The sequence below is a fragment of the Pseudomonas sp. Pseusp11 genome, from assembly GCF_047304405.1.
Classification (GTDB): domain Bacteria; phylum Pseudomonadota; class Gammaproteobacteria; order Pseudomonadales; family Pseudomonadaceae; genus Aquipseudomonas.
The window spans coordinates 33,287-48,669 of sequence record NZ_JBGLZF010000012.1; the positions used below are offsets into that span (position 1 = coordinate 33,287).

Here is a 15,383-nt window from a genome sequence, read left to right on the forward strand (position 1 = left end):
TATGGTTGTATTCACCCTGAAGCATCAGGGTGAATATCACCACAACTAAAAATTAATCCATGTTTTTCAACACGTTAAAAATGGCATGCCGAGTGCAATGAGCCTGGGGAACCGTTGAAACCCAAACAAGGAACCCTGATGAGCCAGCCCCTATTGGAACAAAGCCTCGGCCAACTGGCCTGCGACATTCCCGGTGCCACCCGGATCTTTCACACCTTCAAACTGGACTTCTGTTGCGGCGGGCATAAAAGCCTGCGTGAAGCGGCCCTTGGCAAAAACCTCGATCCGGTCCTCATTGCCGACGCCCTGCAGATTCTGCAAGACGCCGGCGAAACCCAGCACGACTGGCGCAACGAACCGTCGGAACTGCTGATCGCCCACCTTCTGGCGCGCTACCACGCCCGCCACCGCGAGCAACTACCGGAGCTGATCCGCCTGGCCCGCCGCGTCGAGCAGGTCCATGGCGCGCGCAGCAGTTGCCCCAACGGCCTGGCCGATCTGCTGACAGACATGCAGCAGGAACTCGAAGGCCACATGCTCAAGGAAGAACAAGTGCTGTTCCCGATGCTGCAACAAGGCGTTGGTCCTCAAGCCGCACCGCCGATCCAGGTGCTGCGTTTCGAACATGATCAACACGGCGAAGCGCTGGAGAAGATGCTCGCCCTGACCCATCACATCACCCCGCCTGCCGATGCCTGCAACACTTGGCGCGCACTCTACCGCGGGTTGCTGGAGTTTAAAGATGACCTGATGCAACACATCCACCTGGAAAACAACGTGTTGTTCATGAATGCCCTGAACCCCCGCCATTGATTGCCGGCCACCCCCAACCCGCGCCATCCAACCGGATGACGCGGGTTTTGTTTATGAGGGACGTATTGCGATCAGCCGTGCCAATAGAACATGGCCTTGGCCAGGATCACGATCAACACCATGTGCCCGAGAATGCTGCGACGAATCCAGCTTGCGCGGGTCGCGGTCAGGCGCCCGTGGGTCAGCCAATAGGCCAGCAGCAAGTAATGACCAATGATGCTCAAGGCCAACAGGATTTTCAGGCTCAGCAACGTACCAAAACTGCTGGCCAGCGGCTGACTCAATGCGCCACGGTACTGCCACGCCAAACCGATGCCGGCGCCATACAACAGCAACACCACGCCGTGCAGGACCTTACGCGAACGCAGGGCAATCGCCTGATCCGCCGTCACTTGCGCAATCTCCGTCAACGGCTGGCGGGCGCGATGCCAGATGACCACCTCAAAAAACAGCGTGCCAATGAAGGCGATTGCCGCCAACAGGTGTGTGACCAGGAAAAACGGATACATCAGCGCCAGCCTCTGTCAGTGTGCGTGCTCATCCCGGATGACCGTCAACCCGGGCCCGCAGCAGCATCGGCCCGTAGCGCCAGGCATACAGCGCAAACGCCAGCGCCCAGCACAGACCGGCCAGCCACAATGCGGCCAACGGCAAGAACAGGACCAACACCACCCGGCTCAGACACGCCAGGTTGAGCAGAATGAACGCCAGAGTCATGCCTGAGGGCGGTTCCAGGGGGCGACCGGTGTGGCCGAGGCTGACCCGCGCGATCATCGCCAGCACCAGGCCAGCCATGGCCCCTATGGTCAGGCAATGCACCGCCAGACTCGGGTTAACCGGCACACCGAAATGCCACAGCGCCATCCCGAGACACGCCACCGCCAACCAGCCATAAGCCAGATGCAGCGACCACAGCAACGGCACGCGCCAGAGTGCCCGGTCATGCCAGCGCACCAGACGCACCAGATGCCCCGCCGCCAGCACCGCGAACAGCAGGCCCACCCAGACATTGGGGGCGAGCGCAGGTCCTGCGGCATACAACAACGCCACCAGCGGCGAACCGACCAACAGCAGTCGATCCAGCCAGGGCCAGGCGGCAACGCCTTCCACCCGACCAAGGCCGCGCTGGGTGAAGAACGGAATTACTCGCCCGCCGATCAACCCCATCATCGCCGCCACCAGCCAGATGCCGCTCAGCACGCCTTGGCGCTGCCAGCCTTCATGCCCCTCGACCAGACCATACAGGGACAACCCGTCAGCCAAGGCCAATAACATCAAGACCACCACAATCGGGTAGTTACGTTTCTGCCGCACTTTCCACAAGGTGAAGCCCATGAGTACCGCCACCGCCAACGGGAACGCCAGTTCCAGCACTGCGAGCAACGGCCACGGCGCATTGGCCAGCCAGGCCACCCGCGCCAATAACCACAGCAACGCCAGCGCGGCCAACGGTTTGCCGCTGAGGCCGGGGCGACCGGTCCAGGTCTGCACCGCCGTCAACAGAAAGCCCGCGATAATCGCCAAGCCGAACCCGAACAGCAATTCATGCCGATGCCAGCCCAGCCAACCGCCCGCCGGCTGCCAGTTGGAAATCGAACCACTGAAGGCCGCCAGCCAGAGCGGAATGACCAGCACTGCCAAAAGGCAACCGGCGAGGAAAAATGGCCGAAAGGCCAGCCGAAACAGCGGCGTGATTGCCATCGCTTTACGGCGGTCAAGCACTTGCATAAAACCACTCCTCTACCTTGTTGCTGACCTGACACCAACCTGCAGGTGCCGAGGTGAGTCCAGGGGCAATCATCGGGTATTGCCGATCCATCGCCGTTGTCGCAGATCAAGTGTGCAAGGGGCGTGCCTCGATACCGAGCGCTGCCCTTTGTGGCGAGGGAGCTTGCTCCCGCTCGGGTGCGCAGCAGCCGTAAAACCGGCGAATGCGTTCTATCAGACATACCGCGTAGATCGATGTTGGGAGTGCTTCGCACTCCAGCGGGAGCAAGCTCCCTCGCCACAGGGCATTCCGGATCAGGGTACAAATGACCATTAAAGGGTTATTTTCACCCTAATCCTCAGGGTCTTTTTTACCCTCACGCCTGAGAACCCCGCTAAATAAAGGCCTCCAAGCCTGGCCCATGTCTTGCTCAAGCTTGTGGAAATCAAACAAACCGATCCCAGGAGTCGTCATGAAAAAAGTCATCCAGCCACTGGCCTGGTTCGTGGTGTTGACCTCAATCCTGGCCGTGGCCAGCGGCGTTTCCCTGGGCCTCGTCTGACTTGATCGCCAGCCCCCCCCTTCTCACTCTTCAGGATGAATTCTCATGGTGCTTCACCGCGTCCATCACCAGATTCTGCGCAGTCATCATTTGTTCGAGCCGTTGAACGAAGAACAGCTGGACGAATTGATGAGTACCAGCCAATTGCTGAGCATCGACAAAGGCGAGCCGTTGTTTCGTCAGGGTGAGCCGGCCGATGCGTTCTATTTCATAATTTCCGGAGCGGTGAAGATCTACCGACTGACACCGGATGGGCAGGAGAAAGTGTTCGAGGTCATCAGCGATCGGCAAACCTTCGCCGAGGCGATGATGCTGATGGACACCCCAAACTATGTGGCCTCGGCCGAAGCGATCTGCCCCACCCAGCTCTATCGTTTATCCAACAGCACCTACATGCGCCTGCTGCAGAGTAATAGCCGGCTGACCTTCGCACTGCTGGGCAAGCTCTGCGTTCGCTTACATCAACGGGTCAACGAAATCGAAACCCTGTCGCTGAAAAACGCCACCCACCGGGTCGTGCGTTATCTGCTGACGCAACTGGTACGCCAGCAAACCGTTGACTGCCAATTCGAACTGCCGATGGCCAAGCAACTGATTGCGGGGCATCTGTCGATCCAGCCAGAAACCTTTTCGCGAATCATCCGCCGCTTGATCGATGAAAACATCATCACCCAGGACGGCCGTCAGATCGCCATTCTTGATCGTCTGCGCCTGGAACAGTTCGAGTGAGTGCCATGCCCGTCTGCCTGTATTGCCAACATGCCAACCCTTCACAAGAAACCGAGTGCCACCAATGCGGCATGCCCCTGCCAGCACTGGCCGAACACGCCGGGGAACGTCGGCAGCGCCGATTCATGTGGTTCTGCGTTGGCCTGACGGTCTTTTGCGTGGTGATGTTCTTCTGGCTGCCGCGCAGCATCAGCTGATGCTGCGTTGATCAAACCGGGGTTCAAGGCTGAGTCAGCTGGCGGTACAACTGCGGCAAGCGCAGGGGGAGTTGTTCGGGCTGGCGGATCAAGGTGTAGCCATTGGCGCCGAACATGTATGGCAGGTAATCCCCGGCCTCGCGATCGATCGTGATACAGAACGGCGTCAGCCCCTGACGCCGTGCCTCCAGCACCGCCTCGCGGGTATCTTCAACACCGTAGCGCCCTTCATACAGATCCAGATCATTCGGTTTGCCATCCGTCAGCAGCAACAACAGTTTGCTGCGCCGCTTGCTCGTGCCCAACAGTTGCGTGGCCTGGCGAATGGCGGCGCCCATGCGTGTGTAATACCCCGGTTTGAGACCTTGAATACGACCTCGGGTGGTGTCGTCATAACGCTGGATGAACGACTTGAGTTCCTGCATGCGCACTTGCTGACGACGCAACGAGGAAAACCCGTACAGGGCGAAATCATCACCCAGCACCGACAAGGTTTCGCCGAACAGCAGCAGGCTGTCGCGGATGACGTCGATAACACGATGCTCATCGTTCAGATGGGCGTCGGTGGACATCGATACGTCGGCCAGCAACAGGCACGCCAGGTCGCGGCGAGTCTGCCGCTGCTCCATGAACAAACCGCGTTCGGCGCACTGGCCATGCTCGCGATCAACGTGAAAATCCAGCCAGGCCTGCATGTCCAGCTCTGATCCCTGAGGTTGTTGGCGTAACCATTGACGATCATTGCGCAGGTGCTCGAACTGACGCCGCAAGCGGTGCGCCGAGGCCTTCAAGCGTAGCGGCAGCGGCTGCGCCTCACAGTTTCGGGGCACCAGCATTTGCAGGTTGACGAAGCTGTCCTGCATCTGTTGCTTGCGATAGTCCCACTCCGGCAACTTGATGCCCTCGCCGAGGGGAATATCGTCGACATCGGCCGGTGGTAAATCCAGATGCAGCTTGAGACCACCCCCCTTGCGCAGGCGTGTGCGCGACAGCGTCAATTCATCCAGGTCGTCGGCGACTCGGGCAGCGTCCGGGTCTTCGCTGTCATCCGACCAGCGATCCAGGTCCACGTGCTCGGTCCAGCTGAACAGGTTCTCCAGACGCACCACCAGCAGCCCGCCTTCACGGGTGCTTTCCTCGATCCGCGTCGCGCGCTTACGCCCGCCTTTCTGCTCGCCGGGTGGCGTGGTCAAAGACTCTTCGGACTCATCGCCCAGATCGGCAGCCTGGGGACTAGCGAGATTTTGCGGCGGGTACAACCACAGCGGCAGCGGCCACGCGGCCCGTTCGCTACGGGGAAAGTGCTCGACACTGCCGGGCTCGCGCAACGCCTGGCATAACGCCCGTTCCAGTGCCGCTTCGCTGCCGTTCAACGAGGCCGGATCGGGGCGCAATTGCAGATGGGCATCGACCAGTCGTTGGTACCGAACACGCAGCGCCGGATAGCGTCGCAGCAGCTGTTGCGTCCAGCGTTGATTGTCCCGGCCCCAGTGGCGCATCTGCCCGGCCTGCGCCGCCAGCAACGCGAGCCACCGATAGAGTTCCTCATTCAGTGCCACTTCAGGAAACACCGCTAGGCTCGATGGCAGCCGTAAATTACGCTCGTCACACCACGCCAGCGGTACTTGTTTGCAGGTGCCGGCGATTTGCTGCAACACATTGCGTCGCAGCAGCAGATCGCGGTCGCTGGCCGCTTCCACACCGACGCCATTGGCACCGCCCATGGCGCGGAACAACAGCGCCAGCGGGCGTTGCTGGCTGGCCAGTTCAACCCGTGCTTCGGGGAAATCAGGGCTGGCGCGCCGGGTGATGAAACGATGCCAGACACTGCCTACCCACTCTTCCAGTTCGACGGTAAACGCCATGATGCTTGCCCTTGCTGGAAACCAAAAAAACGGCCCGCTGTATCAGCCGGGCCGACCTTTTCTAGCCGTTCATGAAGGCACAACCGCAGCCGGGGCGCGCAAGGCTGCGCGGCCACGTTGCTTGAAGCTGAACAAGTAACAGAGCAGCCCGGCGAAGAAGCCGAGACCGGCGCCCAGACGCGCCCAGAACAGCACTTGCAGATGTTCGACCGTGGCCATGAATGGCAACGCGATCCCATCGGCCTGCCAGCGTTGCAGGTAAACCTGTACGACACCGGCCGCGGTGAGGAACAGCGTGATCATCACCATCGACAGGGTCATCAACCAGAAGCCCCAGATTTCGAGGGTCTGTGAACGCTCGTCACCCGCTTCACCCAGCCCGCGCAGTCGTGGCATGGCGTAGCTGATCAAGGTCATCACGATCATCGCGTAAGCACCGTAGAAAGCCAGGTGACCGTGCGCTGCCGTCAGTTGCGAACCATGGGTGTAGAAGTTGACCGGCGCCAAGGTATGCAGAAAGCCCCAGACACCCGCACCGAAGAACGCCGTGACCGTGGTGCCCTTGGCCCAAAGCGTGGCGGCGCGGTTCGGGTGTTGCCGACGACGGTTCCTCACCATGCTGAAGGCAAAGATCACCATGGCCAGGAACGGCAGCGGCTCAAGTGCCGAGAAGATCGAGCCGACCCACAACCAGACCTCGGGCGCACCGATCCAGAAGAAGTGGTGACCGGTGCCGATGATCCCGGTAATCAGCGCCATGGCGATGATCACGTACAGCCATTTCTCCACGACTTCCCGGTCGACACCGGTGATCTTGATCAGCACGAAGGCGAGCATCGAGCCCATGATCAGTTCCCACACGCCTTCCACCCAAAGATGCACCACCCACCACCAGTAGAACTTGTCGCGGGCCAGGTTACCGGGGTTGTAGAAGGAGAACAGGAAGAACACCGCAAGACCGATCAACCCGGTCATCATCACCATGCTGACCGTGGTCTTGCGACCTTTGAGCAGGGTCATGCCGATGTTGTAGAGAAAGCCCAGGCACACCACCACAATGCCCATCTTGGTGATGGTCGGCTGCTCCAGGAACTCCCGGCCCATGGTCGGCAGCAGCTCGTTATGCGTCAGTTTGGCCAGGCCTGCATAAGGCACCAGCAGATAGCCAAGAATCGTCAGCACACCAGCAGCGGCGAATACCCAAAACAGAATGATCGCCAGCTTCGGACTGTGCAGTTCGCGGTCGGCCTCTTCTGGAATCAGGTAATAGGCAGCGCCCATGAAGCCGAACAGCAGCCAGACGATCAGCAGATTGGTGTGCACCATCCGCGCCACGTTGAAGGGAATGATCGGGAACAGAAAGTCTCCGATCACGTATTGCACCCCCATGATCAAACCGAACAGCACCTGACCGAGAAACAGCATCAGGGCAAACACGAAGTACGGTTTGGCCACGGCTTGCGAGGCGAATTTCAGATGCGGATTAGCGATGCTCATCTCTTAGCCCTCCTTGTTTGGCGGCCAGCCATTGGTGTTGATGTTCGAGCTCCATTTGAGAAACTCGGCGATGTCATCCACCTCTTGCTCGCTCAACTTGAACTGCGGCATCGCTCGTCGGCCCGGTACGCCCAGCGGCTGCATTTTCATCCAGGCATGCATAAAAGGTTTAAAACCCTCCTCCCCGCCGCGCCGCTGGAATACGTTGCCCAGCTCAGGGGCGAAATAGGCCCCCTCGCCCAGCAGCGTGTGGCAGCCGACGCAGTTGTTTTGTTCCCAGACCGTCTTGCCGCGAATCACTGATTCGGTTAACTGCGCTTCGTTGCTGCGCACTGGAAAGGTCTGTTCCGTGTGATAGGTCAAGGCCAGGAATATCAGGAAGAAAAAGACGCTTCCCCCGAAGTAGATATTCCTGGCCATGCCTTTGGTGAAGGTCTCTGACATGGTCGCTTCCTCTTTGCTTGGCGTGCCCATGATAGAAAGCGAGGGGGTAAAACCTGCTTGATGGCGATCAAGAAAGGCAGATGGTTTTGGTCGGATATAAGCACCAGGACGCCAGGCACCAACTGTGGCGAGGGAGCTTGTCGGATCGCCGCACCGTCCCGCTCGGTTGCGAAGCAGCCGTAAAACCTGTGTCTGCTTTCTATCTGAATATTCGCGGTGACTGGTTTTAGGGCCGCTGCGCGCCCCAACGGGAGCAAGCTCCCTCGCCACAGGTGGCTAGCGGAACAACACCAGCGTCAGCCCCACAATGGCCGCCAACACCAGCGCCCAGCTCACCATCAACCGGCGCCACAATCGCGGCGCATGGCGCATCTCCATGAAGCCATCGGTGATCAGCCAGGCCTTGCCGACCGCCACCAGCAAAATGGCAATGGACAACAGCCACGTCGCGCCGACTTGTGACAACACAACGGTGCACACGCTTAATGTGGCCAACGCTGCCCAGCAGACGAGCAACAACCTGGAAGCCGACATCAGAACCTCCGTCAATTCAGCACGTACACCAGCGGAAACAGCACGACCCAGATCAGATCGACCATGTGCCAATACAGCACGCCCGATTCAAGCCCGCTGCGGTTGGCCGCGTTGTACAGGCCTCGACGGCAGCGCTCGGCCAGCCATCCGAGAATGACCATGCCGAGCAATACATGGAGAAAATGAAAACCGGTGAGGATCCAGTAGAGGGTGAAAAACGTGTTGTGCTCCATGCCCAGCCCCGAGGCCAGCAAGTGCCGGTATTCGGTAAGTTTCAACACCACATAGACGCTGCCGGCAAGCAACGCGGCCAGCAGAAGCACGGCGCCGTGGCGGGACCGGGAACGCCTGACTTGCTCCTGAGCCAGCGCGGCGAACAGCCCGGCGGTGAGCAGGCTCAGGGTCATCGCCAGGCCGGTAGAGGTGTTGAGCAATTGACGGCTTTCACCGAACAACTGCGGTTTGAGTGCCTGGGTCACGGCGAACGCCAGAATCAGGATGGCGAACACCGACAACTCGGCCAAAATGAAGAACCACATCGCCAGATCGCCCGGCAGGTGGCCACGCGCAACGCCCCTGGACTCAGCCGAAGTGGACATCAACCACGCCCATCAGCGCCGCAACCGTCAGCGGATCATCGCTCAGCGGCTCGGCCAGGCAGGCCATGCACGCTTCACGCGGGCTCATGCCGGAGCGGATCATTCGCGCGGTAAAAATCAGCAGCCGTGTCGAGGCAACTTCCTCAAGATCATGTTGATCCAGCCTTCGCAGGGCCTGCCCCAACCTGACCACTTGCGCCGCCAACGCGCTGTCCACCTGCGCTTCCCGGCTGACAATACGCTCTTCATCGGCCACCGGCGGATAGCCGAAACGCATCGCCACGAACCGTTGTCGGGTGCTGGGTTTCATGCCTTTGAGCAGGTTCTGGTAGCCGGGGTTATACGACACCACCAGCATGAATGACGGCGGTGCCTTCAGCACTTCGCCGGTGCGTTCCAGGAACAACTCGCGACGATCATCAGCCAGTGGGTGCAGTACGACCACTGTGTCCTGCCGCGCCTCGACCACTTCGTCCAGATAACAGATGCCGCCTTCACGCACCGCGCGGGTCAGTGGCCCGTCCTGCCACCAGGTGCCTTGGGCACCGATCAAATGACGACCGATCAGGTCGGCGGCACTCAGATCGTCATGGCAAGCCACGGTGTACAGCGGAAGCTTCAGCCGATGGGCCATGTGCTGGACGAAACGGGTCTTGCCGCACCCCGTCGGGCCTTTGATCAGCACCGGCATGCCGTGTCGCCAGGCTTGCTCGAACAGCGCCTCCTCATTATTGAGCGGTTGATAGAAGGGTTCGCAAGACTGGATTCGGTCCATGGGCTGTCTGTTCCAAAAGCGGATTCAAGCCACACGCTACGGGCGCCTGCGACAACCTGGCAAGCGACATGGCCGGCAAACTTGATCGCGGTCAAGCAAGCATTGGCCTGCTCGGGCATAGCCTTGCACGGCACTAAGAACCTGCGTTCTGCGCTGCCGTTCCAGCACATCGCAAAGGTCTTGCCTGAGGAGAAATGGAATGCTGATCAGCAATAGAAAAACGTTTGCTCTGACTGTCGCCACATTGTGGTCGGCGCTGGCCCTTGCGGTGACTCACGCAGCCAGAGCCGAGGAACCCGCCACTGCTGCGGCCAGCCCGCTGATGGTCAAAACCGCCGGAGCGCCCGACATGAGTCAGGCCGAGTTCGACGCGTCCAAGGAAATCTACTTCCAGCGCTGCGCCGGCTGCCACGGCGTGCTGCGCAAAGGCGCCACGGGTAAACCACTGACGCCGGACATCACCCAGTCTCGCGGCCAACCGTATCTGGAGGCGTTGATTACCTTCGGATCACCAGCGGGCATGCCGAACTGGGGAACATCGAATGCGCTGACCAAGGATCAGATCACGGCCATGGCCAAGTTCATTCAGCACACACCGCCCACGCCACCGGAATGGGGCATGGCCGAGACGCTGAAAACCTGGAAAGTACTGGTCAAGCCCGAGGATCGTCCGAAGAAGCAACTGAGCAAACTCAATCTGCCGAACCTGTTTTCGGTGACGTTGCGCGATGACGGCAAGATTGCCCTGATCGACGGTGACAGCAAGAAAATCGTCAAGCTGATCGAGACCGGTTACGCGGTGCACATCTCGCGCATTTCTGCCTCCGGTCGCTACCTGCTGGTGATTGGTCGAGACGCCCGGATCGACATGATCGACCTGTGGCCGGTGGAGCCGACCAAGGTCGCCGAAGTCAAAGTGGGCATCGAGGCGCGCTCGGTGGAGACCTCCAAGTTCAAGGGCTACGAGGACAAATACACCGTCGCCGGCTCCTATTGGCCACCACAATTCACCATCATGGATGGCGAAACCCTGGAGCCCAAACAGATCGTCTCGACCCGCGGCATGACTGTCGACAAGCAGGAATATCACCCGGAACCCCGGGTCGCGGCGATCATCGCCTCCCATGAATGGCCGGAGTTCATCGTCAACGTCAAGGAAACCGGCAAGGTCATGCTGGTCAACTACCAGGACATCAAAAACCTCACCATCACCTACATCGACGCCGCGCCTTTCCTGCATGACGGCGGTTGGGACAGCACCCATCGCTACTTCATGACCGCCGCCAACAACTCCAACAAAGTCGCCGTGATCGACTCCAAGGATCGCAAGTTGGCGGCCCTGGTGGACGTCGGCAAAACCCCTCACCCGGGTCGTGGCGCCAACTTTGATCATCCTGTCTACGGGCCGGTCTGGGCCACCAGCCACCTGGGAGACGACGGTATCTCGCTGATCGGTACCGACCCGGTCAAACACCCGCAATACGCCTGGAAACAGGTCGCCTCGCTCAAGGGTCAGGGCGGTGGATCGCTGTTCATCAAAACCCACCCCAACTCGCGCCACCTGTATGTCGACACCACCCTCAACCCGGACGCCAAGTTGAGCCAGTCGGTGGCGGTGTTCAACCTCGACAAACTCGACGCCGGCTACACCGTGCTGCCCATCGCCGAGTACGCCGGCATCAAGCAAGGCGCCATGCGGGTCGTGCAGCCGGAATACAACAAGGCTGGCGATGAGGTTTGGTTCTCCGTATGGAGCGGCCAGTCGGACGAATCGGCGCTGGTGGTGATCGACGACAAAACGCTGAAGCTCAAATCGGTGATCAAGGACAAACGACTGATCACCCCCACCGGGAAATTCAATGTCTACAACACCCAACACGACATTTATTGAGCTCCATCAATGCAAGGAACGACCATGAAAAATACTCTGCTTTCACTGTTCGCCCTGACCGCTGCGCTGAGCGTGCAGCCGGTTATGGCCCAAGACGCGCCGGAACTGTTCAAGAGCAAACCCTGCGCCGCCTGCCATTCCATCGACACCAAGCTTGTTGGCCCGGCGCTCAAGGATGTCGCGGTCAAGAACGCTGGCGTGCCCGAGGCCGTGGACACCCTGGCCAACCACATCAAGAACGGTACGCAAGGCAACTGGGGGCCGATACCAATGCCGGCCAACCCGGTGACGGATGACGAAGCGAAGACACTTGCAACTTGGGTCCTGAGTCTCAAATAGCCAACGGAGGGCGCCATGATGGTTCATCGACACACAGTGGTTCTGGCGGCCCTCCTCCTTTTTTGCGCGACCTCGGTTGCGGCGCCGGACGCCAAGCGTCAGGCCCAACTCGAGCACCTGCTGGCCCAGGATTGCGGCGCCTGCCATGGACTGCACATGACCGGCGGGCTGGGTCCGGACCTGACGCGCGCAACGCTGGCAGGCAAGTCCCGCGACAGCCTGATTGCCACCGTCACCCAAGGTCGCCCCGGCACCGCGATGCCCGGTTGGGCCCCGTTGCTCAGCCCGGACGACATCCGTTGGCTGGTCGATCTTCTTCTCCAGGGATATCCCGCACCATGATCCGTTCAACCCTGCTTTTAGCGGCGACCGGGCTGCTGTTGTCCGCGTGTGTTCAGCCTCCGTTGCGGGGCTCCGGCGATCTGGGCGTGGTGGTGGAGCGCGCCACCGGCAGCGTGCAAATCATCGAAAGCGACACCCGCACGGCACTGGCCCGACTCGAAGGCTTCGGCGATCTGTCCCATGCCTCGGTAGTGTTTTCCCACGACCAGCGTTATGCCTATGTGTTCGGCCGCGACGGCGGGTTGAGCAAAATCGACCTGCTGACCCAACGCATCGACCATCGCGTCATCCAGGGCGGCAACAGCATCGGCGGCGCCATCAGTCAGGACGGCAAGTTGATCGCGGTCTCCAACTACGTGCCCGGCGGCGTGAAGGTGTTCGATGCCGTCACTCTGCAACAGGTGGCCGATATTCCCGCGACACCGCTCGCCGATGGCAGCAAACGTTCTCGGGTGGTGGGCCTGGTCGACGCGCCCGGTCAGCGCTTTGTGTTCAGCCTGTTCGATACCGGCGAGATCTGGACCGCCGATTTCAGTCAGGGCAGCACGCCACGGATCAGCCGCTTCACCGGCATCGGCCAGCAACCCTACGACGCACTGATTACCCCCGATGGTCGCTATTACATGGCTGGGCTGTTCGGCGAAGACGGCATGGCGCAACTCGACCTCTGGCACCCCGAGCGCGGGGTGCAGCGAGTGCTCGGTGATTACGGACGCGGCCAGGCGAAGTTGCCCGTCTACAAGATGCCGCATCTGGAGGGTTGGGCCGTTGCCGACAACCAGGCCTTCGTGCCCGCCGTCGGCCGTCATCAGGTGCTGGTGATGGATTCCCGCTCGTGGCAGCAGACCGCTGTCATCCCGGTGGCCGGCCAACCGGTGTTCGTCACGTCGCGGCCGGACGGTCGGCAACTGTGGGTCAATTTCGCCTACCCGGACAACGATCGGGTCCAGGTCATCGATACCGAAACCCACGCCGTGGTCGCCGATCTACGGCCGGGGCCGGCGGTGCTGCACATGGAATTCACCGCGCGCGGCGACCAGTTGTGGCTGTCATTACGCGATGGCGATCAGGTTCAGGTCTGGGATCCGTACAGCCTGAAGCAGCTGAGTACCCTTCCCGCCACCGCGCCGAGCGGCATCTTCTTCAGCAGTCGCGCGCAGAAAATGGGCTACTGAAATGAACCTCGACCTGCTCAGCCGCCAACTGATCGACCGCTTCCAGCACGGCATGCCGTTGTGCCCGGAACCTTACAAGGAGATGGCCCGGATTCTCGGTTGCCGCGAGGCCCAGGTGATGGCTTGTCTGGACGCCATGGATCAGGCCGGCACCCTCTCACGGATCGGCCCGGTGTTCGAACATCGCCGCGCCGGGGCCAGCACCCTCGCCGCCTTCGCCGTGCCCGCCGAACGTCTGCAACAGGTCGCCGAGCGCGTCAGCCAGTATCCCGAGGTCAATCACAACTACGCACGGGAGCATTTCTACAACCTGTGGTTTGTGCTGACCGGGCCTGATCGCCCACACATCGAACGTGTTCTCGAACAACTTGAGAACGAAACCGGCCTCGTTCCGCTGGATCTGCCGATGTTGACCGCTTACCGCATCGACCTCGGTTTTGCCCTGGGAGAAGGCCCATGAAGCCGGGATTGAGCCCCAAACAGGCACTGGCGCTATGTCGGCATCTGGAAGGCGGATTGCCGCGGGTATCACGCCCTTATCAGGCCCTCGCCGAACGGATAAACGCCGATGAAAACCAGGTGCTCGCGCAAATGCAGCAGTGGCACGAACAAGGACTGTTTCGCCGCGTCGGCCTGGTGCTCAACCATCGCGCGCTGGGTTTTACCGCCAACGCCATGCTGGTGCTGGATGTTCCGGACGCGCTGATCGACGAAGTCGGCCAGCGCCTGGGGCGAGCAGCTGGTATCACCCTCTGCTATCAACGGCCACGGCGCCTGCCGCAGTGGCGCTACAACCTGTTCTGCATGGTTCACGGACGCCAACGCGCGCAGGTCGAGGCGCAGATCCAGGCGTTGCTGGAAGAACACTTGCTGAGTGACCTGCCCCATCAAGTGCTGTTCAGCACCCATGCCTTCAAACAATGCGGCGCACGCTTTGCCGCCTCCTCAACGGGAACCGAGCCCCATGGATGATCTTGACCGTCGGTTGATCAACCGCTTGCAACTGGGCCTGCCACTGGTGCGTAACCCCTGGCAGGCGCTGGCCAGCGAACTGGACAGCAGCAGCCCTGAATTGCTCCACCGCCTCCACGAACTGCTCTGTGAAGGAATACTCACGCGCTTCGGTCCGATGTTCGACATCGAACGCCTCGGTGGCGCCTTCACCCTCGCGGCGCTGGCCGTGCCGGAAGAACGGTTCGAAGAGGTCGCCGAGCAACTGCACGCCCTGCCAGAAGTGGCGCACAACTATCGACGCGAACACGCCTGGAACATGTGGTTCGTGCTCGCCTGCGCGACCGAACAAGACGTCACCGAAACCTTGCAATACATCGAAACCCTGACCGGTTTGCCGCTGCTCAACGTGCCTAAAGAGGAGACTTACCATGTCGGTCTGTACTTCCCGGTCTGAAGACACCCTGGCACACCGCCTGATTGAACTGACCCAGGCCGGCTTGCCGCTGCTGGATGACCCGTGGGCCTGGCTCGCCGAACAGCTGGACCTGAGCATCGAATCCACCCTGGATCTGCTCAAGCGCTTGCAGGCCGAGGGCGCGATCCGGCGCATCGCCGCTGTCCCCAACCACTATCGCCTGGGCTATCGCTACAACGGCATGACCGTTTGGGATGTGCGCGACACCGACATGCCGCGCCTCGGCGCGCTGATCGGCGCACAGCCTTTTGTCAGCCACTGTTATCGACGTCCGCGACGAACCGCGTGGCGCTACAACCTGTTCGCCATGGTGCACGGTCGCAGCCGCGAGGAAATCGACAGCTACCGCGAACACCTGCGCTACTTGCTGGGCGACGCCTGTGTCGCCGACGAGATGCTGGTGAGCAGTCGCATCCTGAAAAAAACCGGATTACGGCTACCGCCAGTGCCACGCTGAACACGCGCTGGTTCAAGGAGAGTTGCA

Annotated in this window: 19 protein-coding genes; 11 read left to right on the forward strand and 8 right to left on the reverse strand. The window is 60.7% G+C overall.

What is annotated here, in order from left to right:
* Window positions 1-138: 138 nt before the first annotated feature.
* Window positions 139-813 carry an iron-sulfur cluster repair protein YtfE gene (ytfE, locus tag ACCC96_RS12045; RefSeq protein ID WP_413695915.1) on the forward strand — a complete coding sequence of 225 codons (675 nt, stop codon included), beginning with the start codon at window positions 139-141 and terminating at the stop codon, window positions 811-813.
* A 71-nt stretch (window positions 814-884) separates the two neighbouring features.
* On the opposite strand, the gene ACCC96_RS12050 is transcribed toward ytfE, so the two are convergent.
* Together ACCC96_RS12050 and ACCC96_RS12055 are read right to left on the reverse strand one after the other, a co-directional pair.
* Window positions 885-1,322 carry a hypothetical protein gene (locus ACCC96_RS12050; protein WP_413695916.1) on the reverse strand — a complete coding sequence of 146 codons (438 nt, stop codon included), beginning with the start codon at window positions 1,320-1,322 and terminating at the stop codon, window positions 885-887.
* Between the two features lie 28 nt (window positions 1,323-1,350).
* Entirely contained in the window at window positions 1,351-2,541 is a 1,191-nt protein-coding gene (locus ACCC96_RS12055; RefSeq protein ID WP_413695917.1) for an NnrS family protein, read from the reverse strand.
* Window positions 2,542-3,128: 587 nt separating this feature from the next.
* Between ACCC96_RS12055 and ACCC96_RS12060 the strand changes: the two genes are divergently transcribed.
* The gene (locus ACCC96_RS12060; RefSeq protein ID WP_258673691.1) at window positions 3,129-3,812 is read left to right on the forward strand and encodes a Crp/Fnr family transcriptional regulator; all 684 of its coding nucleotides are present in this window, start codon (window positions 3,129-3,131) and stop codon (window positions 3,810-3,812) included.
* Window positions 3,809-4,009, forward strand: coding sequence for a protein DnrP (locus ACCC96_RS12065; protein WP_413695918.1), 201 nt, complete (start codon window positions 3,809-3,811; stop codon window positions 4,007-4,009). Before ACCC96_RS12060 ends, ACCC96_RS12065 begins: the two co-directional genes overlap by 4 nt.
* Before the next feature lie 23 nt (window positions 4,010-4,032).
* Here the strand turns inward: ACCC96_RS12065 and ACCC96_RS12070 are convergent, their stop codons facing one another.
* From ACCC96_RS12070 to ACCC96_RS12095, 6 genes are all read right to left on the reverse strand, one after another.
* On the reverse strand, window positions 4,033-5,874 hold the full coding sequence (locus ACCC96_RS12070; protein ID WP_413695919.1) for a nitric oxide reductase activation protein NorD: 1,842 nt from the start codon (window positions 5,872-5,874) through the stop codon (window positions 4,033-4,035).
* A 69-nt stretch (window positions 5,875-5,943) separates the two neighbouring features.
* Window positions 5,944-7,371: a cbb3-type cytochrome c oxidase subunit I gene (locus ACCC96_RS12075; RefSeq protein WP_413695920.1), complete on the reverse strand. Its 1,428-nt coding sequence runs from the start codon at window positions 7,369-7,371 to the stop codon at window positions 5,944-5,946.
* Window positions 7,372-7,374: 3 nt separating this feature from the next.
* Window positions 7,375-7,815, reverse strand: coding sequence for a c-type cytochrome (locus ACCC96_RS12080; protein ID WP_019649082.1), 441 nt, complete (start codon window positions 7,813-7,815; stop codon window positions 7,375-7,377).
* Window positions 7,816-8,091: 276 nt separating this feature from the next.
* Entirely contained in the window at window positions 8,092-8,349 is a 258-nt protein-coding gene (locus tag ACCC96_RS12085) for a cytochrome C oxidase subunit IV family protein (protein WP_413695921.1), read from the reverse strand.
* 11 nt (window positions 8,350-8,360) lie between these two features.
* Window positions 8,361-8,948: a cytochrome c oxidase subunit 3 family protein gene (locus tag ACCC96_RS12090; protein ID WP_413695922.1), complete on the reverse strand. Its 588-nt coding sequence runs from the start codon at window positions 8,946-8,948 to the stop codon at window positions 8,361-8,363.
* A complete protein-coding gene (locus ACCC96_RS12095) occupies window positions 8,932-9,714 on the reverse strand; it encodes a CbbQ/NirQ/NorQ/GpvN family protein (protein WP_413696006.1) in 783 nt (260 codons plus the stop codon). The genes ACCC96_RS12090 and ACCC96_RS12095 overlap by 17 nt, the downstream gene beginning before the upstream one ends.
* Before the next feature lie 208 nt (window positions 9,715-9,922).
* On the opposite strand from ACCC96_RS12095, the gene ACCC96_RS12100 reads away from it, so the two are divergent.
* From ACCC96_RS12100 to ACCC96_RS12135, 8 genes are read left to right on the forward strand one after another with little or no spacing between them, the layout of a single operon-like run.
* Window positions 9,923-11,614: a cytochrome D1 domain-containing protein gene (locus tag ACCC96_RS12100; RefSeq protein WP_413695923.1), complete on the forward strand. Its 1,692-nt coding sequence runs from the start codon at window positions 9,923-9,925 to the stop codon at window positions 11,612-11,614.
* Between the two features lie 24 nt (window positions 11,615-11,638).
* Window positions 11,639-11,953 carry a c-type cytochrome gene (locus ACCC96_RS12105; protein ID WP_413695924.1) on the forward strand — a complete coding sequence of 105 codons (315 nt, stop codon included), beginning with the start codon at window positions 11,639-11,641 and terminating at the stop codon, window positions 11,951-11,953.
* A 15-nt stretch (window positions 11,954-11,968) separates the two neighbouring features.
* A complete protein-coding gene (locus tag ACCC96_RS12110; protein ID WP_258673675.1) occupies window positions 11,969-12,295 on the forward strand; it encodes a c-type cytochrome in 327 nt (108 codons plus the stop codon).
* Window positions 12,292-13,470, forward strand: coding sequence for a cytochrome D1 domain-containing protein (locus tag ACCC96_RS12115; RefSeq protein ID WP_413695925.1), 1,179 nt, complete (start codon window positions 12,292-12,294; stop codon window positions 13,468-13,470). Before ACCC96_RS12110 ends, ACCC96_RS12115 begins: the two co-directional genes overlap by 4 nt.
* Window position 13,471: 1 nt before the next feature.
* A complete protein-coding gene (locus ACCC96_RS12120; RefSeq protein ID WP_413695926.1) occupies window positions 13,472-13,930 on the forward strand; it encodes an Lrp/AsnC family transcriptional regulator in 459 nt (152 codons plus the stop codon).
* Window positions 13,927-14,442 (forward strand): AsnC family protein, encoded by a 516-nt coding sequence (locus tag ACCC96_RS12125; RefSeq protein WP_413695927.1) that lies wholly within the window; start codon window positions 13,927-13,929, stop codon window positions 14,440-14,442. The genes ACCC96_RS12120 and ACCC96_RS12125 overlap by 4 nt, the downstream gene beginning before the upstream one ends.
* Window positions 14,435-14,878: an Lrp/AsnC family transcriptional regulator gene (locus tag ACCC96_RS12130; protein WP_258673670.1), complete on the forward strand. Its 444-nt coding sequence runs from the start codon at window positions 14,435-14,437 to the stop codon at window positions 14,876-14,878. Before ACCC96_RS12125 ends, ACCC96_RS12130 begins: the two co-directional genes overlap by 8 nt.
* Window positions 14,853-15,356, forward strand: a complete 504-nt coding sequence (locus ACCC96_RS12135; RefSeq protein WP_204125110.1) for a nitrite reductase — start codon at window positions 14,853-14,855, stop codon at window positions 15,354-15,356. The genes ACCC96_RS12130 and ACCC96_RS12135 overlap by 26 nt, the downstream gene beginning before the upstream one ends.
* The last annotated feature ends 27 nt before the right edge of the window (window positions 15,357-15,383 follow it).